The sequence below is a fragment of the Hymenobacter metallicola genome, from assembly GCF_004745645.1.
Lineage (GTDB): Bacteria > Bacteroidota > Bacteroidia > Cytophagales > Hymenobacteraceae > Hymenobacter > Hymenobacter metallicola.
The window spans coordinates 2,073,957-2,097,911 of the sequence record NZ_SRMB01000001.1 but is presented as its reverse complement, the minus strand read 5'-3'; the positions used below and the strand labels follow the sequence as shown (position 1 = coordinate 2,097,911).

The 23,955-nt window shown below is 60.1% G+C and carries 15 protein-coding genes; 9 read left to right on the top strand and 6 right to left on the bottom strand.

The annotated features are described in order from the left end of the window. Nucleotides 1–40: 40 nt before the first annotated feature. From E5K02_RS08825 to E5K02_RS08815, 3 genes are all read left to right on the top strand, one after another. Nucleotides 41–886: a universal stress protein gene (locus E5K02_RS08825; RefSeq protein WP_135394092.1), complete on the top strand. Its 846-nt coding sequence runs from the start codon at nt 41–43 to the stop codon at nt 884–886. Between the two features lie 161 nt (nt 887–1,047). Beyond that, nucleotides 1,048–1,890: an oxidoreductase gene (locus tag E5K02_RS08820; protein ID WP_135394090.1), complete on the top strand. Its 843-nt coding sequence runs from the start codon at nt 1,048–1,050 to the stop codon at nt 1,888–1,890. 311 nt (nt 1,891–2,201) lie between these two features. Then, nucleotides 2,202–5,414, top strand: coding sequence for a TonB-dependent receptor (locus E5K02_RS08815; RefSeq protein WP_167856334.1), 3,213 nt, complete (start codon nt 2,202–2,204; stop codon nt 5,412–5,414). A 106-nt stretch (nt 5,415–5,520) separates the two neighbouring features. Here the strand turns inward: E5K02_RS08815 and E5K02_RS25485 are convergent, their stop codons facing one another. Then, nucleotides 5,521–5,682, bottom strand: coding sequence for a hypothetical protein (locus tag E5K02_RS25485; protein ID WP_167856333.1), 162 nt, complete (start codon nt 5,680–5,682; stop codon nt 5,521–5,523). A gap of 262 nt (nt 5,683–5,944) precedes the next feature. Beyond that, nucleotides 5,945–7,033 (bottom strand): prenyltransferase/squalene oxidase repeat-containing protein, encoded by a 1,089-nt coding sequence (locus E5K02_RS08810; protein WP_135394086.1) that lies wholly within the window; start codon nt 7,031–7,033, stop codon nt 5,945–5,947. 235 nt (nt 7,034–7,268) lie between these two features. Between E5K02_RS08810 and E5K02_RS08805 the strand changes: the two genes are divergently transcribed. Then, on the top strand, nt 7,269–8,318 hold the full coding sequence (locus tag E5K02_RS08805; protein ID WP_135394084.1) for a UbiA family prenyltransferase: 1,050 nt from the start codon (nt 7,269–7,271) through the stop codon (nt 8,316–8,318). Here E5K02_RS08805 and E5K02_RS08800 read toward each other — a convergent pair. Then, nucleotides 8,315–9,598 (bottom strand): glycosyltransferase family 4 protein, encoded by a 1,284-nt coding sequence (locus E5K02_RS08800; protein ID WP_135394082.1) that lies wholly within the window; start codon nt 9,596–9,598, stop codon nt 8,315–8,317. The genes E5K02_RS08805 and E5K02_RS08800 overlap by 4 nt on opposite strands. 308 nt (nt 9,599–9,906) lie before the next feature. Here E5K02_RS08800 and E5K02_RS26145 point away from each other — a divergent pair, with 308 nt between their 5' ends. After that, nucleotides 9,907–11,595 (top strand): OmpA family protein, encoded by a 1,689-nt coding sequence (locus E5K02_RS26145; protein WP_135394080.1) that lies wholly within the window; start codon nt 9,907–9,909, stop codon nt 11,593–11,595. A 118-nt stretch (nt 11,596–11,713) separates the two neighbouring features. Here E5K02_RS26145 and E5K02_RS08790 read toward each other — a convergent pair whose 3' ends face one another. From E5K02_RS08790 to E5K02_RS08780, 3 genes are all read right to left on the bottom strand, one after another. Next, nucleotides 11,714–12,862, bottom strand: coding sequence for a hypothetical protein (locus E5K02_RS08790; protein ID WP_135394078.1), 1,149 nt, complete (start codon nt 12,860–12,862; stop codon nt 11,714–11,716). 170 nt (nt 12,863–13,032) lie between these two features. After that, nucleotides 13,033–14,130, bottom strand: a complete 1,098-nt coding sequence (locus tag E5K02_RS08785; protein ID WP_135394076.1) for a PepSY-associated TM helix domain-containing protein — start codon at nt 14,128–14,130, stop codon at nt 13,033–13,035. Between the two features lie 9 nt (nt 14,131–14,139). After that, nucleotides 14,140–16,533: a TonB-dependent receptor gene (locus E5K02_RS08780; RefSeq protein WP_135394074.1), complete on the bottom strand. Its 2,394-nt coding sequence runs from the start codon at nt 16,531–16,533 to the stop codon at nt 14,140–14,142. Nucleotides 16,534–16,985: 452 nt separating this feature from the next. Between E5K02_RS08780 and E5K02_RS08775 the strand changes: the two genes are divergently transcribed. The 4 genes from E5K02_RS08775 (at nt 16,986) to E5K02_RS08760 (ending at nt 23,827) form a co-directional block, all read left to right on the top strand. After that, a complete protein-coding gene (locus E5K02_RS08775; RefSeq protein WP_167856332.1) occupies nt 16,986–17,534 on the top strand; it encodes an RNA polymerase sigma factor in 549 nt (182 codons plus the stop codon). Nucleotides 17,535–17,742: 208 nt separating this feature from the next. Next, nucleotides 17,743–19,401 (top strand): alkaline phosphatase family protein, encoded by a 1,659-nt coding sequence (locus E5K02_RS08770; protein WP_135394070.1) that lies wholly within the window; start codon nt 17,743–17,745, stop codon nt 19,399–19,401. A 78-nt stretch (nt 19,402–19,479) separates the two neighbouring features. Next, nucleotides 19,480–20,439, top strand: a complete 960-nt coding sequence (locus E5K02_RS08765) for a FecR family protein (protein ID WP_135394068.1) — start codon at nt 19,480–19,482, stop codon at nt 20,437–20,439. Between the two features lie 88 nt (nt 20,440–20,527). After that, nucleotides 20,528–23,827: a SusC/RagA family TonB-linked outer membrane protein gene (locus E5K02_RS08760; protein ID WP_135394066.1), complete on the top strand. Its 3,300-nt coding sequence runs from the start codon at nt 20,528–20,530 to the stop codon at nt 23,825–23,827. Nucleotides 23,828–23,955 lie beyond the last annotated feature (128 nt).

Sequence of the window (23,955 nt, the reverse complement as noted above, 5' to 3'; positions counted from 1 at the left end):
CATTGGTTGCAAAAACTTGCTCACTCAGGTCCTACCCGCTATGAAAAACATCCTGGTACCCACCGATTTTTCGCCGGCCGCCCACAACGCCTTCGAGGTAGCCCTGCGCCTGGCCCAGCGCACGGGCGGCGCCGTAACCCTGCTGCACGTGGAAGAGCACAACGATACGCCCCGCTTTAGCTCGTCGGGCGGGCGGCTGGGGGGCGTCAGCCTGGAAGACGTTTTCATGCTCAAACTCATGCAAAAAATCAAGCACCAGATGCACGAGCTTATGGCCGAGGCCCAGCAGATTGCGCCGGAAATACCGGTAACCGACCTGCTCCGAACTTCCAGCCTGGTGAACTCGGTACTGGAAGTGGTGGCTGAGCGCCAGATTGATTTGGTCGTGATGGGAGCTACCGAGCACAGCTCCTGGCAGCACTTTTTTGCGGGCTCCAACACCGAGAAACTGGTGCGCACGGCACCCTGCCCGGTGCTGACCGTGAAGCACCCGGAAATGCAGTTCAATGTGCAGCACATCGTGTTTCCGTCCGACTTCTCGGCCGAGGCCGACCGGGCCGTGCCAGATTTGCAGCGCATCCAGGCCGTATTTCCCGAGGCTACGCTCCACCTGCTGCAAGTAGTCTCGGATATAGACCACTACGCCGCAGCCCTCGACCGGATTCAGGCCTTTGCCGAGCGGCATCACCTGGAACATTGTGAGCCCGAGGTAATTGATGCCGCCGATGTTAGCGTCGGAATTCCGCTGTTTGCCCAGCAGGCCCACGCCGATTTAGTTGTGATGCCCACCCACGCCCACACGGGGCTGGCCCACTACCTGCACCCAAACAAGGCCGAAAACGTGGCCATGCATGCCGCGCCGCCGGTTCTTACGTTCCGAGTATAAGTTCCTAAGAAGCTATTTGTTACAAACGACAACCGCCGCTGACCTGCCAGCGGCGGTTGTTGCATTTGGGCCGGGCGGCCCCACCGTATTCCGCGGTGGGCAAAACCTAACCTTGGCCGGGCCGGTTGAAGCAGAATCATCTCTATTCTCACAGTCTACGAATGGCTACCACACCCAAACACTGGTTTATTACCGGCGTCAGCACCGGATTCGGGGCGGCGCTGGCCGAATTGCTGCTCCAAAAAGGCGACAAAGTAGCCGCCACCTTCCGCAAGCAGGAGCAGGCCGATGAGTTCACCCAGAAAGCCGGCACCAATGGCCGCGGCTTCGTGGTCGAAGTAACCGATGAGGCCCAGGTAAAGCAGGGCGTGGCCGCCGCCATCCAGCACTTCGGTCACCTCGATGTCATCGTCAACAACGCGGGCTACGGCTCCCTGGGCAGCATCGAGGAAATCGAGGCTGCCGAAGTGCAGCGCCAGTTCGACGTCAACGTATTCGGACCCCTGCACGTGCTACGGGCCGTGCTGCCCCACCTGCGGGAGCGGCGCAGCGGCCACGTGCTCAACATTACCAGTATCGGCGGCCTGAAAACCTTCCCCGGCGTGGGCGTCTACAATGCCAGCAAGTTCGCCCTCGAAGCCATCGGCGAAAGCCTGGCCCAGCAAGTGGCCCCACTCGGTATCAAAGTCACCAACATCGAGCCCAGCGGCTTCCGCACCGACTGGGCCGGGCGCTCGGCCAACATCGTCACCACCGGCATCGAGGACTACCAGGCCACCGTGGGCGAAAACCTGAAGGGCATTCAGGGCTACAGCGGCCGGCAGCCCGGCGACCCCCAGCGCGCCGCCCAGATTATGTACGACCTGGTGCGCCAGGAAAATCCGCCCCTGCACCTACCCCTGGGCAAGGCGGCCGTCAAAGGCGCGCGGGACAAGTTTGCCACCCTGGTCAAGGAGTTGGAAAGCGTGGCCAGCATCGGCGACTCGGCCGACTTCCCCGAGTAGCAATACCTTCTCTACGGCTTGTGCGCTGGTTGCGGCAAGCCATGCAAAGCCCGGTAGCCCTGCTGCCGGGCTTTGCTGTTGTGGGCCCGGCGGCAGGGGCAAGCTTTTCGGTATCAGTCAGAATAGGCATGGGTGCGCAGGAATATCACGATTCGGACAGGGGCTTCGGCAAGTTGAATATTAAGGTTTGTTTATGCTTGTGTTACCATTTACGGATTATGAAAGTGTTATGCATACATCACTAAATCGTGACTCTACCTTCGCGGCGAAATTCAGAAGAGATGCTTCTGATAAATAAAAAAGCCATTGGTATGAATTTGAAACCCTACTTACTGCTGCTGTTAGGCTTTGTGCTTTTCACTAACGGCCAGTTTGCCGCCGCCCAGGGCGTGACGACGGCCGCCATGAAAGGCGTGATCCTCGATGCCAAGGGCAGCCCGCTGCCCGGCGCCACAGTAGTCGCAACCCACCTGCCCACGGGCACGCCCTACGGCACCGCTACCCGCTCCAATGGCCAGTTCGACCTGCTCAACCTGCGCGTGGGTGGTCCGTACGAAATCAAAGTTTCGTTTGTGGGCTACACCACTTACACCCAGGGCAATATTCAGTTGGCCCTGGGCAAAACCTTTGAAGCCAACGTGACCCTGGCCGAGGAAGGCCGCACCCTCGACGAAGTAGTGGTGAAAGGCAACCGCGACGGTGTCATCAACAAGGACCGCACGGGTGCTTCTACCAACATCAACAACGGCGCCATCCGCACGCTGCCCACTATCAGCCGTTCCCAGGAGGATTTCACCCGGCTCACGCCGCAGAGCAGCGGGCTGAGCTTTGGGGGCCGCAACACGCTCTATAACAACTTCTCGCTCGACGGCTCCATTTTCAACAACTCCTTCGGCCTGGATGCGCCCACGCCGGGCGGGCAAACCAACTCCCAGCCCGTGTCGCTCGACGCCATCGAGCAGCTGGAAGTCAGCCTGGCGCCCTACGACGTGCGCCAGGGCGGCTTTACCGGGGCGGGCGTCAATGCCGTAACCAAGAGCGGTACCAACGATTTTAAGGGCACGGTCTACACCTTCCTGCGCAACGAAAAGCTTATCGGCGAGAAAGTCGGCGACGTGACCGTGCGCAACCCCGACCTGCAATTCAACCAGACTGGCTTTGCCCTCGGCGGGCCGATTATCAAAAACAAGCTGTTCTTCTTTACCAACGCCGAAATCACCCGCCGCGACGACCCGGGTCTGACGTTCCGGCCTGCCCGGGATGCGGCCGAAGCCGAAGCCGCCCTCAACGGCCGGGCTGACGGCGTGAGCCGGGTACTGGAAAGTGACCTGATTGCCATTCGTCAGCGCCTAATCAGCGTGTACGGCTACGACCCAGGTTCTTACCAGGACTTCAAGTACCGCACTTCCAGCGACAAAGTGCTGGTGAAGCTCGATTGGAATATCAGCCCGAAAAACACCTTCTCGCTGCGTTATAACTTCCTGCAAAGCTTCCGGGAGCAGGGGCCGCACCCCATTGCCATTGCGCCTTCGTCGCGGGTACAGGGCGTGAACACGCTACAATACTCTAACTCGGGCTACACCATCAACAACGACCTGAACTCGGTGGTTGGGGAGCTGAACTCCCGCATTGGCGAGAAATTCAGCAACAAGGCCCAACTGAGCTTCTCGGCCTTTCGTGACCTGCGCGAGCTGCCCAACGCCCCGCTGTTTCCCCAGATTGACATCACCAAGAACGGCACGACCTACGTGAGCGTGGGCACCGAGCAGTTTTCGGCCAACAACGAGCTGAATCAGAATATCACCCAGTTTACCGACAATCTCAGCTACTTCGCCGGGGCCCACGTGCTGACGGCCGGCCTGACCTACGAGCGGTTCAGCTTCTTCAACGCCTTCAACCTGGCCCGCTACGGGTATCCCTTCTTCGGGGGCCTCGACGTCAACCGGTTCTTCGAGGTGACGGACCGCTCCAATCCCGACTTTGTGGACCTGAATGCCATTGCCGCCGCCGGTGGGCAGCGGCCCGTGAAAGGCGTGGATGTAAACGTAGCCCAGCTCGGCCTCTACGCCCAGGACGAGTGGAACGTGACGCCCGACTTCAAGCTTACGCTGGGTGTGCGCGCCGATTTGCCCATCTACAACACCGATGTGCGCCCGAACACGCAGATTCTGAACGCGCCCCTGCTCAACTCCGGCGGCCAGTCGGCCAAGGTCGATGTAACGGAATTTCCCAAGGCCACTCCGCTGTTTTCGCCCCGTCTGGGCTTCAACTACTCAACTAACCAAGGCGACTACACCACCCAGCTGCGCGGCGGTACGGGCATTTTTACCGGCCGCATTCCGTTCGTGTGGATCAGCAACCAGGCCTCTAACTCGCAGTTTGATGCGGGGTATACCTTCCAGATCAACGGCACGGCCCGCAACTTCAAGTTTCCGCAGGTGTGGCGCTCTAACCTGGCCATCGACCAGCAGCTGCCCGGTGGGGTAGTGGCCACGCTGGAGGCTATTTATTCCAAGGACCGCAATGCGGCCATTCACCGCAACTACAACTTTGTAACGCCCACCGAGCGTCTGCAGGGCGCCGACAACCGCCTGATTTATCCCGCGGCGGGCCCGCGCATCACGCCGGGCTTCACCGGTCCCGACGGGCAGTTCAGCTTCCTCGATGCAGGCGTGATTGTGCTCGAAAACACCAACCAAGGCTACCAGTACAGCCTGACCGGCCAGCTGAAAAAGGATTTCGCCAGCGGGCTGTACCTGACGGCCGCTTACACGTATTCGCAGGCCAAGGATGTGACTTCCAACCCGGGTGAAATTGCCGCCGATGCCTACCAGCGCAACCCCGTGGTGGGCGATGCCAACCAGCCCCAGCTAGCCTACAGCGACTTTGGGCTGCAGCACCGCATTATTGCCGCGGCCGGTAAGCGCTTCGCTTATGCCAATGACAAGCTGGCCACAACGCTAAGCTTCTTCTTCGAAGCTGCCCAAGGCAACCGTTTCTCCTATACCTACGCCGGCGATTTGAACCGTGACGCCATTGCCGGCAACGACCTGCTGTACGTACCCGCCTCGCGCGACCAAATCAACTTGGTGGATATCCGCGACGCGCAAAACAACCTGGTACTGACGGCCGAGCAGCAGTGGCAGCAGCTCAACGCCTACATTGAACAGGACGACTACCTCCAGTCGCGCCGGGGCCAGTATGCCGAGCGCAACGGGGCCATTAGCCCGTGGTATACCCAGCTCGACGCCAAGCTGCTGCAAGACTTTAGCTTGAATGGCAAGCAGAAGAAGCACACCTTCCAGCTCAGCCTCGACATTCAGAACCTGGGCAACCTAATCAGTTCGGATTGGGGTGTGCGCCGCGTGTTTGGCAACAACCGCTTTATCGAAACCGGCTACTCCAGCGCGGCCCCCGATACCCCGGAGTTTCGCTTCCGTGGCGGCAACCAGACCTTTGTCAACAATACCGACCTGAATAGCCGGTGGCGGGCCCAGGTCGGTCTGCGCTACATCCTCGATTAAAGAGCCGCTGATGTAAGGATGAAAAAGGCCCGAAGCACATTGCTTCGGGCCTTTTCTTGTCAAGCACGATACGGCTTGATAACTGGATAACAGCTTGGAATAGAAATCAGGCCACTTGCTTCAGCGGGCTAGGAGCAGTTGGCACGAACGAACGTTTCACCGAGGCATCGGTGGACGCCGGGTGCAGCTTGGGGCCGGGTGCTGCCGGCCGCCGGTAGCCGAACTGCCCGGGCCGGTAGCCAAAGCTGGGGCAGGCCGCGCGGGTCATACAAATAGCGAGGCCGTGGGGCCCGACGTTGGGCGGCGCGGGGCCGGACGCAGGGTGGCGGCAACGTACAGCAGGCAGTGTTTCAGCAGGGCAGACATAGGCAGCAGGGTGACAGAAGTCTTAGTACGCTGCAAAATTGCGGCTAGCATATTACCTCAGTGTGCTGCTACTGTCAAGAATCCGTTAGCTCTGAGCCAGCTGTGCTAGTCGGGTTACGGCGTTGTTCGTCAGTGTGCTAGCCATTATCGGCAGGCACTAGAACTTAGGCTTGCACGTCGGCGTGCAGGGCACGGTAGCGGGCCAGGGCTTCGAGGCAGAAGCCGGTCGTCATTTCCTCCGAACCCCAGCCCAGCAGCCGTTTGGGCCCGCCGTAGTAGAGGAGCCAGCGGGGCCATTCGCCGGCGGCCTGCTGGGCCTGCAGAATGTATTGTACGGCCCGGTCCAGCTCGGCGGGGTAACTGCCCAGATTCAGCAGGCTGCACACGGCCCAGGCCGTATCGGCCAGGGTTTCGCCCAGGCGGCCATCGGGTTTGGCCTGGGCCAGAATTCGGTCGATAATAGGCTGGCGTAGGGGCTCGAGGCGCGTAATGCCGGCGTGGTAGCAGCGCGTAAACGAGTAGTAGACGAAACACGGGTCGAGATACCACAGGTCGCAGGTGCCTTCTTCGTTTCTGGCAATAATGCGGAGCAGGAAGTCGATGACCGGCTGCGTTTCGGGAATATCACCCAGGTAATACAGGGCATTGGCATTTACGACGCCATCCACGTCGTTGCGCCGGGCTTCTACCCCGCGCCAAAACAGCAGGCTTTTCACGGGATGAAGCAACTCCCGGGCCGCTACGCGCCAGAAAGTACGGTTGGGCACCCAGCGCAGACGAAGCAAAAACCAGGAGTAGAACAGGCCCTGGCTGTTGCGGTTAGCTAATAGCAGCGGCACGTTGGTTGGCACCGGGCAGGCCACGCCGCGTGCCCGCAGCACCGCCGACACGCAGGCCGTGTCGTCGATGTCCAGGGGGCAGAGGTAGCGCAGCTGGTGAATGGAGGTAAAGTGGTTCCACAGCCCCCCGTGGTTCATTTGGTTGCGAAAAAACTCAGTGGAGCGCGTCAGCATCTGGTCTACCAGCGGGTGGTGGGCCAGGGGCAGTAGGCAGTGCGCCACCAGGGCCGTCGGGAATACGGCGCTGTCGGCGTACTTCCAGCCCTGCATCGGCAGCTCCAGGGCACAGTACGAGACAAACTGCCCGTCGACAAGCTGGCGCTGGTGCAGAAAAGCCACGGCCCGCGCAATGGCTTGGTCGAGGCCGGGCAGCGGGCGGGTGGCAGGAGAGGGCAGAACTGCTGCGGATTCCATTCGGTGATGATAAGAAGGCAAAGGGTATTGGTGTATTACCGGACTGGTTTAGTGCTGCAGCCTGCTCGGCCCCGGTCTGCACAAACCAAATGACTCCTCAAAGATAAAGTTTGGAACGGGCGGCAAACGCAACAATATGTTGTAAAGTATTCATTTACTTTGTAGAAGCCTATGCTATAGTCAAGCAGCCGTTGGGACGTTCTACCCAACTTCTTTTATAATTCGTGATTTTGAAATGGTACACCGGCAAGCTGCCAGTACCCAGGGCCTCAGCGGAAGCGTAGCGGAAATAGCCCGGGTACAGGATTGGTGGAGTTGTAAGTTTTCGCCCGTGCTGGCCACCTTCTACGCCACCGCCTGCCTGCTTAAAGCGCCCGTCTGGCCGTTACTTCCCAAGCTGCTGCTGCTCTTGCTGGGCCTGACGGTGGGGGCTACCTACGTCAGCGTAATCAACGACTGGACCGACCTGGAGGATGACCGCGCCGGCGGCAAATACAACCGGGTGGCCGATAAGTCAACGGCGTTTCCGGCCCTGTTGCTCGGGCTCTGCCTGGTCGTGGGCCTGGGCTTGGGCATTTACTTCTGGCGCACCAGTGCGCTGAGCGGCCTGCTGTACTTGGGTTCTTGGGTGGCTTTTTCCTGCTATTCGTTGCCCCCGCTACGTCTCAAAAAGCGGGGCCTGGCCGGCGTGCTGGCCGATGCATGCGGTTCCCACTTCTTTCCCCAGTTGCTTACCGTGTCCCTGGTTTCGGCCTGGACCGGCTTGGCGTTGCCGGGGCTCTGGTACGGGGCCGTGGGCGCGTGGGCCCTGGCCTGCGGAATACGCAACATCCTGCTCCACCAGCTCGATGATGTGGAAGCCGATGCCCAGGCCGGCGTCGATACCTGGGTGCGGCGCCAGGGGCCCCGGCTGGTGCAGCGGCTGGGCCAGGTGGTTGTGTTTCCCATCGAAGTTCTGGCATTTGGGCTGCTGCTGTGGCTGAGCCAGCAGCTGTGGCCGGTGCTGTTGCTGGGCGTCTATGCAGTGCTGGAAGCTTTCAAATGGCGTATCTGGAGCACTCCGCCCCGAATTCTGGAACCCGACTCCCGCATTTTACTGGGCGAGTACTACGAAGTGTTCTACCCGCTGGCCTTTCTGTTGGTGCTCAGCGCTATCCATCCGCTCGACGGGCTGGTTCTGGGGCTGCACCTGTTGTTGTTTGGCCTGCGCTTTTGGCAAACCATTCGGCAGCTGGGCTGGGCAGCTTCGTTGGTGATGCAAAAAGCACTGAGCCGTAGTCGTTAAGCCCGGGCTTCCCGGGCTAAGGCCAGCACATGGCCGCCAAACACCGCTGCGGCATCTTTCGGCACCACGGCCCGGGCCTGCCGGGCGGCCTCGGCGCCAAGCTGGGGCCAGCCGTTCCGATTCGCCCAGGCCCTTTCTAAAGCTTCGTCCATTGCCTGCGTCGTAGCTGCCGCGGCCAGGTACCCCGTTTCATTATCAACCAGCAACTCGGCCATGCCCCCGGCGTCGGCGGCAATGGCGGGCCGGCCCGACAGCATGGCTTCCACCAGGGCCAGGGGCAGGCCTTCGTGGCGGGAAGGCAGAATCAGGGCGTGGTGGCGCTGCCATATATTGGCCACGTCGGCCACATAGCCGGCGAAGCTCACCTGGGCCTCTACTCCCAGAAAATCCACCATACCCCGCAAGGCCGCCTCGTCTGGGCCGGTGCCGTAAAAGGTAATGTGCAACGGGCGCATTCGCCATTTTGGCTGCGCCAGCACCTGCAGCAGCAGATCTTGCCCCTTGTCGGGCACGTGCAGGCGGGCCACGCAGGCTAGGTGAAGCACCCCGTCGGCCGCCGCTGCGGGCCAGGGCAGCTCGCCCTGAAACGGAACGTTGTAGGGATTCCAGACCACTTCGGCCTGGGGCAGGCTCATGCCCAGCTGCAGCTGCGTTAGCTCCAGGTTATGGCGCGAGACAAAAAAGCAGCGGCGGGCCGTCTGGTAAATGTCTTGTACCTGCTCCCGCTCCAGATACGGCGGCAAAAAGAAGTCAACGGCTTTCTGTGCGAGCAGCACATACGCCAGCCCCAGGCGGTGGCAGACCTCGGCCAGAATGCATCCATCGTAGTTCGAACCCTGGGAAATAACCGTTAGGTGGGGTTGCAGCGCCCGAAGGCCCCGCTCCAGAATCCGCTGGCTGATTTTATGCCGGGTATACTGCTTGCGGTAAGGCAGCAGGCGGTTGACCAGCCGGCGACTCAAGGTAACATCCGGGTCGAGGTCGGTTACGGGGCAGCCTGCTTGGCGCAGGGCCACCACCCGCCGGTGCTGGTCGTCTACGGTGGTCTTGAAAGCCTGTACCGTATGCCCGGCCTGGGTTAAAAATAGCGCCGTACCAGCCCATAACTCTTCGCTGCCACCCCAGTCGCCGGAGCAGGAACTAACAAAAGCTATGCGAAACGAAGGAGTAGAAGTAGAAGAAATAGGAGTAGACTTAGATAGTGTGGAACTGAACTCAGAGCAGGTAACGGCTATCTGCACCAAACAGTAGACGGCTAACTCGGTTTGGGCGGTGGCCAAGATCTGAAATTGCCGCCGCTACATTCTTCAAATATACTTGGAGCTCCACAATTCGCTTGTGTTTCCAGCTCCAATTTTGTCTTTCAGGCTAGCCAAAGCAGCCCCCGGGGCCGTTGCATCCTTCTGAACCTGAGCTACTCCATTCTTGTTCCGGACAAAAAGGCTTTTGGGCCAGTCGGCAGCTTTTTACGTGGCTTCGCGTAGAGCTACGTCAGAATAGTTTGTATTATTAATTTGCTTCCAGGAATAGCTGTAAACTTGTGCTATACGCCCTGGGGTATTTCGCGCTGGTGTAATTCTGCCTCCTGATGAAGCATTTTCTATTCTCTTGCAAGCTGGTAGTAGGATTTTTCCTGCTTCACCTTTCTGCTGCTGCCCAAACGCCCGAGCGGCGTACCGGCGTAGGCTTTGTTGTGAATGGCCTGCAGTACCAAGGCGACTATGGCTCCGATTACTGGAAGCTCGATAATACCAAGGTGGCCCCGGGGCTGACCATCAATCAATACCTGTTCCGCGGCCTTGACTTGACCACCCAGGTGTTTTATGGCGAGCTTACGGGCCGGCGTAGTGCGGAGAATTACTTTACAACGACGGTCATTAACGCCAATCTGGGCTTCAAGTTCAAGCTCAACAACGGCTGGGCCCTCAAGGAAAATGCCTTCTTTCAACCGTATCTGCTGGCTGCTTCCGGCTGGACCTATACCAACCAGACCGGGCAGTTTCAGGGAGCCCGCATCGACCAGGACCAGGGCTTTATCGACTTGTTTACCGCAGCCGGAATTACTCTGCGCTTGGGCGAAGGTGTCAGCTTGTTTGTCCAAACCGGCCAGCACTTACCGCTCAATGCCAACCTCGACGGCAAGCCCGAGCAAAGTACTCCGCGGTGGGCCGACCGGTTTTTGCAGCATAGCGTCGGCCTGACGTTCAACATGGGCCAGGCGTCCGACCGGGACGAAGACGGGGTAACCGACCGCCTTGATAAGTGCCCGGATACGCCTCCCGGGGTAGGAGTAGACGAAAGCGGCTGCCCGCTCGACGGCGACGCCGACGGGGTGGCTGACTACCAGGATGCCTGCGCCACCGAACCGGGGCCCATCAACCTGCGCGGCTGCCCCGATAAAGACGGCGACGGTGTCATTGATGCGGAAGACAACTGCCCGGACATAGCGGGCTTGGCTGATCGGCAGGGCTGCCCCGATGCCGACAGCGACGGTATCATTGATCCGGATGATAAGTGCCCCGATACGCCGGCCGGTACCACGGTCGATTTCACGGGTTGCCCGGTAGCTGCCGATTCCACTTCTGCCGCTCCGGTCCCGGCTGCTTCCCCCGATACGGATGGTGACGGCGTGCTAAACGCCCAGGACCGATGCCCCAACTCGGCGGGGCCGGCCGGCAACGGGGGCTGCCCGGAAATTAAGACGGAGGTGCGCCAGAAGCTGCGGGCTGCCACCAAGTCTATCGGCTTCGAGCTGAACAAGGCTGTTTTGCTGCCCTCATCCTATCCCACGCTGGATGCGCTGGTGCCCATCCTGAACGAATATCCCGATTATTCATTGAGCATCGTCGGCCACACCGACAGCAAAGGACCCGCGGCTTTCAACCTAGCGTTGTCCCGCAACCGGGCTGCCGCCGCCCGCCGCTATCTGCTCGACAAAGGTGTTGCCGAAGGTCGGATAGAAATGCGTGGCTACGGCCCCCGTTTCCCCATTGCCAGCAATACGACCGAAGCTGGACGCGCTAGAAACCGTCGCGTCGAGTTTGACTTGTTTGTCAGCTCCCAACCGAATTCAGCTCAGGCGAAGTACGGGGCTGAGCCCACCGCTGCCAGCCTCAAGGCTCCTGCTAAAACGGGCAAGGCGGCTCCGGTAAAAAAAGCCCCGGTAAGAAAAAGCAAAGTCAAAACAACCTCCCTCCGCAAGCCCGCGTCAACGAAAGCCACCCGGCGCCCCGCCCAGGGCGTCAAAAAGCCCGGCGCCAAATCCCCCAGACGGTAGCGGAAACAGGAGTTACTGCAACTTGCATAAGAAAAGCCCTTCAGTAGTACTACTGAAGGGCTTTTCTTATGCGGTGTCGAAGGCAATCCTGTTATGGGAAGGAGTGCTTTATCAACTATTAGTATGATAAAAGTGAATATCCCACGGCTATGCCCAGCCACTGTTTCTTGTTATAATTCCAATCCTGAGCCCGGTCGCCGACGCTTAAATCCCAGCCCGTAAATAAGCCAATATTGATTTTGTTAAAAGAGTAAGTTACACCGCCGCCGAGCGACAGTAGGCCCTTGGTAATTTCCGTGTCGTCTTTGATAGGGTCCTGTGCGGCCGTAGTATTTCCTTTGTTTAAAGTGACAGTTGAGGCGCCTATCAGGCCGCCAACCGTCCATTTACGGGTGTTGGTAACGTTGCCCACTTTTTCCCGGTGGTGAAATTTAGAAAGTCCGGAGAAAGCATAACCTGCAAATAAATTTAGGTTCACGCTTGTCGTAAATTCCTCGGATAGGGATTTGCCGTCCTTGTCGCCGGAAAATCGATATTTAATAGGTAGCGTTAGCGCTGAAACGGTCCACTCCGTAAACTTTAGCTTGAGCGTTTGTCGGTTGGTTAGCTGATAGTAATACATCCCTTCGCTTTCAAAATTAATAAGGTTGGGATTAATCCAGATTTTGTCCTCGTCGAACTTGACGAACCCTTTGTCGGCTTTTGTGCTTTCGAAGTCTAACGCAACCGGGATTTTTAATGTGTCCCGAAACGCCTGATCAACAGTAATTCGTTTTACACGTTGTGCTTTGCCACCTGGTAAATCAAGTTCCTCCTTGAATTCTAAGACAGCGCCATCCGGGTAGGTGGCCTCTGTTTTAGTTTTGATTTTTAGCTTATCGGCCGGTAATATATTGGGGTGATTTGCCACTTCGGCATACTTCACTTTGGCTTCTTTTTTTAGATGGATGCTCTCCTTGGTGGTTATTTTTGAGCCCGCTGGAATTACAACCGACGTGCCCGATCCGTTCATTACAGCAATTCCCTCCACTATCGTTATTTGCTGCGGGCCACTAGTTATTCGTTTAATTATCATTTTTCCCGCAACCGGCTCTTCATGAATGTTGGCCGGGCCAGCAACTGCAATAGTCAGATCCTGGTCCAGAGTTCGGGATTCAAGTCCCTCCATTTGGATGGCTCCCGGGATTTCATACGATTTTCTGAATGACTCCTGCGCACATACTGACAGGCTCCCCAAAAACAAGGGAATAAGAAGAAGTGATTTCATAGAATAAATGGAGCTTTTTCAATTATATAGCAATCAGTTGATACTACAAAAAAGCATAGGCGGCTTTTGTGTAGTGCTAGCATGAGTCGGCCGCCGGCTAGCCCTTTATCTGGTAGTAGCTGCTAAAATCCTTGTCTCCGGCCGAGAACCCTTCCGACGGGTAGGAGCCACTAGCTAACTGTTGAGCGAGGGCGGGGCCGGCGACGCCAGTACAGCAGAAAACCCGTCAGGCTGAGCAGAGCCGGGGATAGCCCACCGACTGTCCAGAGCAATTTTAGAAGTAATCCTCCTACCTGCCCGAAGTGCAAGGTGAGCCCCACCAGCTCGGCCTGCTCGCCTAGCCCTGCCCGGCGCACATCTACTGGCGGCAGCACCCGGCCAGTCTGGGCTGATAGTTCCACGCTCTGGCTGAAGTTGCCGTAGAGCGGCCGGTCTACCAAGCAGCCCAGGGCCTGTACGACCGTGTCGGCTGCGGTGCGGGGCAGAACCAGGCCTTGTACCGCGAAGCCGGGCACTGCCCGGGTTGCCCGGCCAACCAGGGTGTCGAGCGAGACGGTCACCAACGGCTGATTAGCCTGTGCCTTTGCTGGTGTAGCCGCGTAGGTTTCGGGCAGGAAGGCACCCCGAAGCATCCACGCGCCGGTGGCGGCCATCAGCAGGTTAAACAGCAGCGCCCACACGCCTACCACCCGGTGCAGACCGGAGGAGGCGGTACGCCAGTTTTTCCAGTTGATGGTGCCACGCAGCAGCAGTACCGGTACCACGTGCCGCCGGTAAACCACCGCTCCGGTGAGCACGCTCAGCAGTAGGGCCACGCCCAGCAAAGCTACCGTCAGCTCGCCCCCGGGGCCGGCCAGCAGGCTATAGTGCAAGCCGAGTAGCCAACCGAAAAAGTGCGCCCGGGCATTGCGCTGACCTAAGTACTGGCCGGTATACGGGTCAAAATAGGCCAACGTCCACGTGTGGTCGGGCTGGTCTACACTGACTTCCACCGCCGCGGTGGCCGCCCTAGGTAGGCGCCGCAGGCGCAGGTAAGCTGGTTGCGGAAAGCGTTGCCGCGCTTCCCGCAACACCCGGTCCAGCGAAGAGCGGGCGCCAGCCGGTGGGGGCGGCACAGAGAGCAAGCTAGGGTGAAGCGCCTGATCCAACTCCGGCTCAAAGAGCAGCACGACCCCGCTCAGGCTTATGACCAATAGCAGCAGGCCCGTACCCAGGCCTAGCCAGCGGTGCAGGGCAAACAAGCGGCGGGTGAGGGTACCCCGGGACATGGCAGCGGCTTAGAAGGAATAACCCGCCGTCAGGCGGAAGGAGCGGCCATTGCCTACCCAAACAATGTCGCGGAAAAAGACCCCGGAGTAGTAGCGCGTATCGGCCAGATTGTAGGCATTCAGGGCCAGCGAAACCGTCTTATACTGGTAGTTCACCACCGCGTCGAAAGTGGTGTAGGCAGGGATAGAAAACCCCGAATCGAAGCTATAGCGCTTGCCCACGTGATAGGCGCCACCGCCTAGGCCTAGGCCAGTCAAAGCCCCTTTCTGCACCGTATATACGGCCCAAAGGTTGCCTGAATGATTAGGTGCATTCTCGAACCACGGCGAGCCGTAGGGTTGGTCGGGGTTGCCATTCTTGGTGATGCGCGCCTCGTTATAGGCGTAATTGGTTATCAGGTTCAGGCCCGGCAGCACGCGGCCCGTGAGCGACGCTTCCACGCCCTTGCTGGTGGCTTCGTTGCCGGCAATTTGGCGTTGCCCGTCCGGGTCGGTAGGGTCGGTGGTCAGGATATTCACCTTGCGGATACGGTAGAAGGCCAGGGAGCCCACCAGGCGCCGGCCCAGCAGTTCGGTGCGCAGGCCTACTTCCCATTGCTTGCCCGTTTCGGGGTCGAAGGGTCCCCCCGAACGCGGCAGGTTGGAGTATTGGGGCTCAAAGCTCTGACTGTAGGAGCCGTAGAGGCTCAGCTCGGGCAGGGGCTGATATACTAGGCCGGCCCGGGGCACGAAGGCCGTTACCGAAGACGTATCCCGGGTGAGCACCTCGGGGGCGGCCGGGTCGCTCACTTGCTCGGTGCGGTCCTGGTCGAGGCTGCTGTTGCGGTAGGTGTCATAGCGCAGACCCAAAACGGCTTTGAGCTGGGGCGTGAGCGTGAGCTGGTCCTGCACGTAGGCGCCCACAAATGCGGTAGGGCTTTCAAAGCGGGCGTTGTAGCCTTCGCCGCGGTAGGTTCCCCGGTCCAGGTTGCCGTACTGCGGGCTGAAAATATTCAGGCCCGCTACGCCGTCGTAGCTTTGCGCGTAGGTATAACGGCGCTGGGTGTTGCCGTAATCAAGGCCCGCCAGCACGGTGTGCTCCACAGGCCCGGTGGTGGGTTTCCAGGTCAGGTAGCTATTAACGAATACATCGTGGCTGTAATCGTTGAAGTCGCGGAAGTGGCGCCCAATGGAGCCCGTGGTCGGGTCGTAGCTGCGGCGGTTGATGTGGTGGTATTGCTGCAGCGAGTTGTAATAGCTGTAGCGGGTCAACAGGTGCAGGCTAAGCTTGTCACTAAAACGGTGCTGGCCCAAAAACTGAGCATTAACAATACGGTCGGCGCCTTTGTCGTCCGAGTCGTGGTGGCTCCACTCACGGGGCAGCACACCCAACTCGCCATTCACGGCCATAATGCCGCGGTTGTACCACGTGCCCCCGTCCTCGTTCTGGTGAAAATACGAGGTGGTCAGGGTCAGGCTACTGCGGTCCGAGGGCCGGAAGGTCAGCGACGGGTTCAGGAAAAAGTTGCGGGTTTTCCAGTCCCGCATCTGGTGGTCGGTGCGCTCGGCTCCGGCCACCACGCGGTACAGCCAGCGGTTGTCCGCGGTTAGCGGGCCCGTGGCATCGGCTACGCCGCGCAGTTGGTTGTAGCTACCGTAGGTCAGGCGCACCTCGCGCCGCGTTTCGGCTTGGGGCAGCTTGGTGGTCTGGTTAATGATGCCCCCCGGCGCGGCAAAGCCATACAGTACCGACGCCGGCCCCTTGATGGCCTCCACGCTTTCCAGGTTATAGGTTGGCTGCGGCGTGTAGGATGAACTGCCCAGGCGCTGCCCGTTGAAGGCGAAGTTGCCGGTCGTGGACCGGAAGCCGCGCATGTTAAAGTCGTTGTAGCCCCCGAATTGGGTGATGCCCGCCAGGTTACGAATGCTTTCTTGTAGCAATTGAACCTGCTGGTCGCGCAGCACGGCCTCGGGCAGTACCTGCACGCTCTGCGGGATATCGCGCAACGGGGTTTCGGAGCGGGTCGCAATATTGGTCGCGTCGCGCTGATACGCCGTGTAGTTGCGGCCCGTCACGGTAACTTCGCCCAAGCTGGTCGTGCTCGTCTGCACCTGCACGTCAACAGTTGTGGTCTGACCGGCTATTACCTCGATGGGCTGCTGCTGGGGCAGGTAGCCCACGCCCTGTACCACCAGCGTGTAGGCCCCAGCCGGCACCCGACCCAGGCGGTAGTGACCTTGCTCATCGGCTGTTGTGCCCAAGCTGGTAGACTGTAACGCCACAGTTACAAAAGCCGCCGGTTGGCCGTCGGACCGCCGTACTAGGCCAGTGAGGGTACCAACATCACCGGCTACAGCCTCCATGCCCGCCAGGGCAAGTAGCCCAAACGTCAGGGTGCTTCGCAATGAGAAAAGACGCATCATCTTTATTTAGAATTATTATTAATAAGCGCAAAGAAAAAAGATGTAAGCTCAACAGTCAAGGTTATTTAGAATAATTATAAAATAATGATTTGCCCAGGCAGGGGCGGGCAAGGCCGCGCAGCGGCTACAGCGTCCCCGATAGGTACTTCGTAAGTGCTGCTCCAAGGCCTGGTCACCCAGCTGGCTCTAGTAGCACAGCTTATTTTTCGAGGAATGCATTTGTCTCACTCATTTCGAGTGCACCGTAGAACGGCATAAATGACCTATTTACTAGGTAACTTCCTTGTTGTTAGATGGTTACTGGTATATGGGTGTGTCTGGCTGCAGCTGTCAGCCAACGACCGGTGGGTAGTTTATGAATTCGTTACCCCGAGATGAAGGTTCTATGATGTCTGTTTGAACCGTCTTTTATCCTGCCGTGGGCCCTCTACATTTGGTGCAAACAACGCGCCGTGGCACCTAATAACTTACTTGCGCTGTTTGAGCGAATTCAGCAGGATGACTACCAGGCGTTCGAGCAGCTGTTCGAGGCGCACTGGCGGGATTTGTACCGCTACGCCCACAAGGTGCTGCGCGACGCGCCCGCCGCGGAAGACATTACCCAGGAGTTATTTTGCGACCTGTGGGCCAACCGCCGCCAGCTGCTGGTGCGCACCAATGCCCCGGGCTACCTGCTGGGGGCCTTACGCAAGAAAATCCTGACCCGCTTCCGCGACGCCGACATTCGGGCCCGCCACCACAAGCTCCTTGGGGCCGCGCAGGAGCCCGGGGTCGAGGTAACGTTCCGACGCTTGGTCAGCCAGGATACGCTACGGGCCATTCAGCACCAGGCGCAGCTGCTGCCGCCCAAGGAGAAAGAGGTGTTTTTACTGGGTATGGTGGATGATTTCTCGGTCAAGGAAATAGCCGAGCGGTTTGCCACTTCCGAGCAGACCGTGCGCAACCAGCTCAACAGCGCCCTGCACAAGCTTTCCCCTTTCCTGACGAAGCTGCTGAGTTAAGCCGGGCCCGTGTTACGTCTTGGTTAAATCAACCGGCGGGCATAGTTAGAAGAGTGGGCGTCCGCAACTATTGGTACAGATGGCCATTCGGCCGGCCAGCTACCGGTCCCGCAGCTTTTCTCTCGCCTGAGACTGATTCCCTCGTCTTGGACTTTGTCCTTTCTTCTTGGCTTTCGCCCGGCCCCACTGAGCCGGGCTGCTTCCACGTATGATTCGAAATATCCTGCTTTCCACGCTGCTTTTGGGCAGTGCCAGTTCTTCGTATGCCCAGAATACTGCCAAGCCCAAGCTACTAGTGGGTATTATGGTCGACCAAATGCGGGCCGACTACCTGCCCCGCTTCGCCGACCAGATGGGCAACGACGGCTTCAGGCGCCTCTTGCGCGAAGGGTTCCAGTGCCGCAACACCCATTATAACTACGTGCCCACGGTGACGGGCCCGGGCCATTCCTCAGTCTACACCGGCACCACGCCCCGCTACCACGGCGTGGTGGGCAACTCCTGGTACGACCGGCGCCTGCGCCGCGACGTGTACTGCACCGACGACACGACGGTGCAGCTCGTGGGCTCGGCCAAGGGCCTGGGCGTGTCGGCCCGCAACCAGGTGAGTACCACGCTGGGCGACGAAATGAAAATGGTGTCCAACGGGCGCAGCCAGGTAATTGCGTTGTCGCTCAAGGACCGGGCCTCGGCGCTGCCGGCCGGCCACATGGCCGACGGCGCCTTCTGGTTCGACATGAACACCGGCGACTTTATTTCCAGCACCTACTATATGCCGGCGCTGCCCAAGTGGGTAGCCGATTTCAACGCCCAGAAAAAGGCCGACTACTACCGCCAGCAGACCTGGACGCCGCTGCGGGGGCCGGAAGCCTACCTCAACAGCGTGGCCGATTCCAACGCCTTCGAGCGGATTTTCAAGGGCAAAACCGCCGCTACCTTTCCCTACGAGCTCAGCAAGCTGGCCCCGCTGAACCCGCCGGCCTACGAGGCCGTCAACATCTCGCCCTTCGGCAATAACCTGCTCACGGATTTGGCCCTGGCTGCCCTGGCTGGCACCGACCTGGGCCGCGACGAGGTGCCCGATTTGCTGGCCATCAGCTACTCCAGTCCCGACCCGGTGGGCCACACCTTCGGGCCGCTTTCCAAGGAAGAAAACGACGTGTACCTGCGCCTGGACCTGGAAATTGCCCGTCTGTTGCAGGCCCTGGATAAGACCGTGGGCAAGGGCAACTACACTATTTTCCTGACTGCCGACCACGGGGCCAGCGAAGTGCCTAAGTACCTGGCCCAGCACCAGGCACCCAGCGGCGCCCAGAACCACGCCACGCTCAACAAAGGCGCCGCCGACTTCCTCGTGGAGCAGCTCGGGCCGGGGCAGTGGCTGGAAACGGAGCGCAACAACATGTACTACCTCAACCGTCCGCTTATTGCCAGCCGCAAGCTGGAGCTGACCCGGGTGCAAAACCTGCTGGCTGACTACCTGCGCAGTCAGCCCGGCATTGCCCAGGTGAATACCACCGCCCAGCTGCTGACCAGCAGCACCGGGGCCTTCCTGGAAACCAAGCTGCAGAACGGGCTCTACTACCAGCGTTTCGGCGACGTGCGCTTTGAGCTGGAGCCCGGCTGGACCTGGGAGCTGGGCGTAGGCGCCACCCACGGCTCGGCTTACCTCTACGACAGCCACGTGCCCCTGCTCTGGTTTGGGGCCGGTATCTCGCCCGGCATCAGCTACCAGTACCACGCCATTACCGACATTGCCCCCACGGCCGCCATGCTGGTCGAAAGCAAGCTGCCCAGCGCCTGCACCGGCCAGCCCATTGTGGAAGTGCTCAGTCCGGCACCAGTTGCGAAGAAGCGCCGCAAGTAGCTCGGCTTGTTCATATTATGCTTTCGTTACATCAGGCCCCGGGGATGGTTGCTCCGCCGGGCTTGTGCAACTCTCTGTATGAAGCCCTCCAATTCCTCGTTCTTCCACTTGCCCGCCCGCCTGCAACGCTACTTCCGGAGCCGTCAGGCTTCGCAGCAGCAACTGCAGCGGGAGCAGTGGCTGGACAATCTGGCAGCTGCTACTCCAGACGATGACGAGCTCATCAATCGGGAGCGGGAGGCTGAGCGGCGGGCCCGGATTCTGGGGGGAATTCGGGCCCGCACCCAGCCTTCGGCGCACGTGCTGCCTCTGTGGCCCGTGCTGCGGGTGGCCGCCGTGCTGGTGCCTCTGCTGCTGGCCGGAGTTCTGCTCTGGCCCAAGCGGCCGGCGCCCCCCGAGCTGCTGCACTACGCAACCGGCGTGGGCGAGCATCGGGAAGTGGTGCTGCCCGATAGGAGCCACGTCTGGCTCCGGCCCCGCTCGGGGCTGACCTGCTCGGCTACCTTTGGTAAGGTACGCTCCGTGCAGCTGCGCGGGGAAGCCTTTTTCGACGTGACCAAAGACCCCGCGCATCCATTCGTGGTGCACACAGGCCAGGTGGCGGTGAAAGTACTGGGTACTTCCTTCCTGGTAAAGGCCTACGCCCCGCTGCCCACCACGACCGTGCTGGTCCGTACCGGCCGGGTGCAGGTAGCCCAGCGGCAGCGCATTTTGGGCGTGCTCCGGCCCCACGACCAGCTTCTCTATAATACCACTACCCAGCAGGTTACGCTCACCAAAAACGAATACGCTACCGTTTCGCCCACCAGCCGACTACTAACGTTTGAGCAGGCCTCTCTGCCCGAAATTATGCTCTTACTGGAAAATAACTACCCGATTCATTTCGAACCCGGCCCCGCTGCCCCCGCCGTGGCCCTGACCGGCACCCTGGATCCGAGCCTGTCGGCCGACCAGCTAACCGACGTGCTCAACGCCCTGCTGCAACGCCACCACCTGCGCATCACCAAGCGCACGGCCACCACTTACCAGATTCAGTAACGCCGCCCTCCGGCCCCTCTCTTCCTTCCGCTTTTTTAAACAGGCTATCGGCCTGCCGGGCCGCGCCTTGCCCGAACCTTACCACCGTATGATGCACCTTCACTCTATCCACGCCAACCGGCCCCGCGGCCGCAACCTATTGCTGGCCAGCACCGTGCTGCTGACCTCCATCAGTATGCCCCAGGTTAGCCAGGCCCAGAAAGCCAGCCGCGAAGTGGCTTACTTCGCCGTGCAGGCCGGTCCGCTGACTACTGCCCTGCAGCGCCTGCAGCGCGAGGCCGGCGTCAACATCGTCTACGAGACTTCCGACCTGAAGCAGGCCAAGGTGGAAGCCACCGAGTTTCGCAGCGCCCGGGTCAGCGAGATTCTGCGCCAGCTCTTGCGCAATCAGCCCCTGAACTTCGAGGAAAAGCAGGGCGTGATTATTCTGCAGCCCAGCGCGCCCACGTCGGCCCCGGCCACCACGCCCGGCCGGCGGGCGGCCCGGGAAATCAAGGGCAAGGTGACCGACGCCAGCAGCGGCACAGCCCTGCCCGGGGTGACGGTGCTGGTGAAAGGCACCACCGTGGGCGCCGTGACCAACGCCGAGGGCTTTTTCAACCTGGAAGTGCCCGAGCAGGCCACCACGCTGGTTTTTTCCTTCGTGGGCTACCTGGCCCAGGAAGTCGCCATCGGCGACCGGGCCAGCCTCGACGTGGCCCTGGCCGTGGACACCAAGGTGCTCAACGACGTGGTGGTTATCGGCTACGGCTCGGCTAAGAAGGGCGAGGTAACCAGCTCGATTACCAACGTGAGTCCGCGCGAATTCAACCGCGGCGTGGTAGCCACCCCCGACCAGATTCTGCAGGGCAAGGTGGCGGGCCTCAACATCACCCGCAGCGGCGACCCCAACGCCACGGCCTCGGTGGTGCTGCGCGGGGCCTCGTCGTTGCGCACGGGCCAGGCCCAGGAGCCCTTCTACGTCATTGACGGGGTGCCGGCGGCCAGCATCAACCTGGTAGCACCCGACGACATCGTGAGCATCGACGTGCTCAAGGACGCCTCGGCCACGGCCATCTACGGGGCCCGGGCCGCCAACGGCGTTATCATCATCACGACCCGGCGGCAGAAGCCCAACGCGGCCGTGAGCTACAGCGGCTACGTGGGCGTGGAGCAGGTGTCAAACACGATTGACATGCTCAGCGGGGACGAGCTGCGCCGCTACCTCGAAGCCAACGGCAAGAGCCTGAGTCCGGCCGACAACGACGAGGGCACCAACACCGACTGGCAGAAGGAAGTGATGCGCACCGGCCTCAGCCACAACCACACCATCAGCTACGGCGGGGGCTCAGAGAAGTCGGCTTTCAATGCCAGCGTCAACTACTTCAAGCGCCAGGGCGTGATGAACACCTCCGACAGTGAGCGGCTCATCGGCAAAATCAACCTCGATCAGAAAACCCTCCAGGACAAGCTCCAGCTGCGCTTTACCCTGACCAACTCCCTGCTCAAGCAGCACCTGATTTCGGATTTGGTGTACCGCAACATGTTCACGCATTTGCCCACCACCAACATCCAGAATCCCGACGGCAGCTACAAGGAAAACCTGACCCGGACCCAGTACTACAACCCGGTGGCCCTGCTGGAGCAAAACCAGGAGGAGCGCAAAATCAACACCCTGCTCGGCAACGCCAGCGCCCAGCTTACCATCCTGAAAAACCTGACCAACACGCTCAGCCTCTCGATGCAGAACGAGACGGTGAAGGGTGGGGCCTACCAGGGCCGGGAATCACCGGTGCCCAACAGCAACAACGTGACGGGCCTGGCGGCCAAGGGGTTGGCCCGGCGCTACAGCGTGGACAACACCCGCAAAATCCTGGAAAACTACCTGACTTACAACCCGCTCAACACCGAAACCCACGATTTGAAGGTGCTGGTGGGCTACTCCTGGCAGGAAGATAAAAACGGCGACGGATTCCAGACCGACACCCGCGGCTTCGTCTCGGACCAGCTGGGCTACAACAACCTGAGCCTGGGCAACCCCGGCGGCGTGACGCCGAACTACGACGCGGCCATTGCCGGCTACAGCCTGGGCATCAGCACCCTGCGCCTGATTTCGGGCTACGCCCGCCTGAACTACGGCCTGCTGAACCGCTACTTCCTGCAAGTCTCGGTGCGGCGCGACGGGTCCTCGGCCTTCGGCCAAAACAACCGCTGGGGCACCTTCCCGGCTGCTTCGCTGGCCTGGAACCTGGCCGGGGAAAACTTCCTCTCGGGCAATGCTAAGCTCAATGAGCTCAAGCTGCGCGTGGGCTACGGCGTAACCGGCAACTCCCTGGGCTTCGACCCGCTGATTGCCACCCAACGCTACAGCAGCGTGGGCACCTTCTACTACAACGGCGCCTTCATCAAGGCCATCGGCCCGACCCAGAACCCCAACCCGGATTTGAAGTGGGAATCGACGGCCATGCTGAACCTGGGCCTGGATTTCGGCCTGTTCAACAACCGCCTCAGCGGCACGGTGGAGTACTACGACAAGCGCACCTCCGACCTGATCTGGAACTATCCGGTTTCCACGACCCAGTACTTTGTGAACACGCTCTACGCCAACGTGGGCGAAATCAGCAACAAGGGCCTGGAACTGACTTTGAACGCCACACCGGTGCAGACCCGGGACTTCCAGTGGAGCCTCACGGGCACGCTGGCCCACAACGTGAACAAGGTGGAGAAGCTGGCCAACGACCAGTTCCGCCTCGACCAGGTGTATACGGCCTACCCCGGCGGCTCGGGCCAGAGCGGCATTTCGACCCAGGTGGTAAAAACGGGCTACCCCATCGGGCAGTTCTTTCTGCCCCAGTACGCCGGACGCGACGACAACGGCCTCTCGCTCTTCTACAAGGCCGACGGCAGCACCACCGGCTCACCCACGCTGGCCGACTACCGCTACCAGGGCAACGCCCAGCCCAAGCTGCTCTACGGTCTGAGCAACACGGTAAGCTGGAAAAATCTGGATTTGAACTTCTTTCTGCGCGGGGTATACGGCAACAAAATCCTGAACGCCACCCTGGCCAACCTCAACATCCCGGCCCAGTCGACGGCCAATAACCTGCCGGCTTTTTCCCTGGATGAGCCCTACGCCGACAACCGGGCCAACTACTACTCCAACCGCTACCTCGAAAATGGGTCCTACCTGCGCCTCGACAACGTGACGCTGGGCTACAATCTGCCCCTGCAAAGCGAGTACGTGAAGCGGGTCCGCCTGTACCTGAGCAGCCAGAACCTCTTCACGATTACCAAGTACCGCGGCATCGACCCGGAAATGAACCTGGGCGGCCTTACCCCCGGCCTCGACAACAATAACTTCTACCCCAAAACCCGCTCCTACGTGCTGGGCGTGAACCTGGACTTTTAGCCTGGAGCAGGATTCGCACCTAATAGAACGTCATGCTGAGCGCAGTCGAAGCATCTCTACCGCAATGGTAATTCCTGACGCCTGCACAACGAAGCGGTAGAGATGCTTCGGCTACGCTCAGCATGACG

Excerpts from the sequence above, each read along its gene's own strand:
- E5K02_RS08825 (WP_135394092.1), top strand. The coding sequence starts at position 41 with ATGAAAAACATCCTGGTACCCACCGATTTTTCGCCGGCCGCCCACAAC.
- E5K02_RS08820 (WP_135394090.1), top strand. The coding sequence starts at position 1,048 with ATGGCTACCACACCCAAACACTGGTTTATTACCGGCGTCAGCACCGGA.
- E5K02_RS08815 (WP_167856334.1), top strand. The coding sequence starts at position 2,202 with ATGAATTTGAAACCCTACTTACTGCTGCTGTTAGGCTTTGTGCTTTTC.
- E5K02_RS25485 (WP_167856333.1), bottom strand. The coding sequence starts at position 5,682 with ATGACCCGCGCGGCCTGCCCCAGCTTTGGCTACCGGCCCGGGCAGTTC.
- E5K02_RS08810 (WP_135394086.1), bottom strand. The coding sequence starts at position 7,033 with ATGGAATCCGCAGCAGTTCTGCCCTCTCCTGCCACCCGCCCGCTGCCC.
- E5K02_RS08805 (WP_135394084.1), top strand. The coding sequence starts at position 7,269 with ATGGTACACCGGCAAGCTGCCAGTACCCAGGGCCTCAGCGGAAGCGTA.
- E5K02_RS26145 (WP_135394080.1), top strand. The coding sequence starts at position 9,907 with ATGAAGCATTTTCTATTCTCTTGCAAGCTGGTAGTAGGATTTTTCCTG.
- E5K02_RS08790 (WP_135394078.1), bottom strand. The coding sequence starts at position 12,862 with ATGAAATCACTTCTTCTTATTCCCTTGTTTTTGGGGAGCCTGTCAGTA.
- E5K02_RS08785 (WP_135394076.1), bottom strand. The coding sequence starts at position 14,130 with ATGTCCCGGGGTACCCTCACCCGCCGCTTGTTTGCCCTGCACCGCTGG.
- E5K02_RS08780 (WP_135394074.1), bottom strand. The coding sequence starts at position 16,533 with ATGATGCGTCTTTTCTCATTGCGAAGCACCCTGACGTTTGGGCTACTT.
- E5K02_RS08770 (WP_135394070.1), top strand. The coding sequence starts at position 17,743 with ATGATTCGAAATATCCTGCTTTCCACGCTGCTTTTGGGCAGTGCCAGT.
- E5K02_RS08765 (WP_135394068.1), top strand. The coding sequence starts at position 19,480 with ATGAAGCCCTCCAATTCCTCGTTCTTCCACTTGCCCGCCCGCCTGCAA.
- E5K02_RS08760 (WP_135394066.1), top strand. The coding sequence starts at position 20,528 with ATGATGCACCTTCACTCTATCCACGCCAACCGGCCCCGCGGCCGCAAC.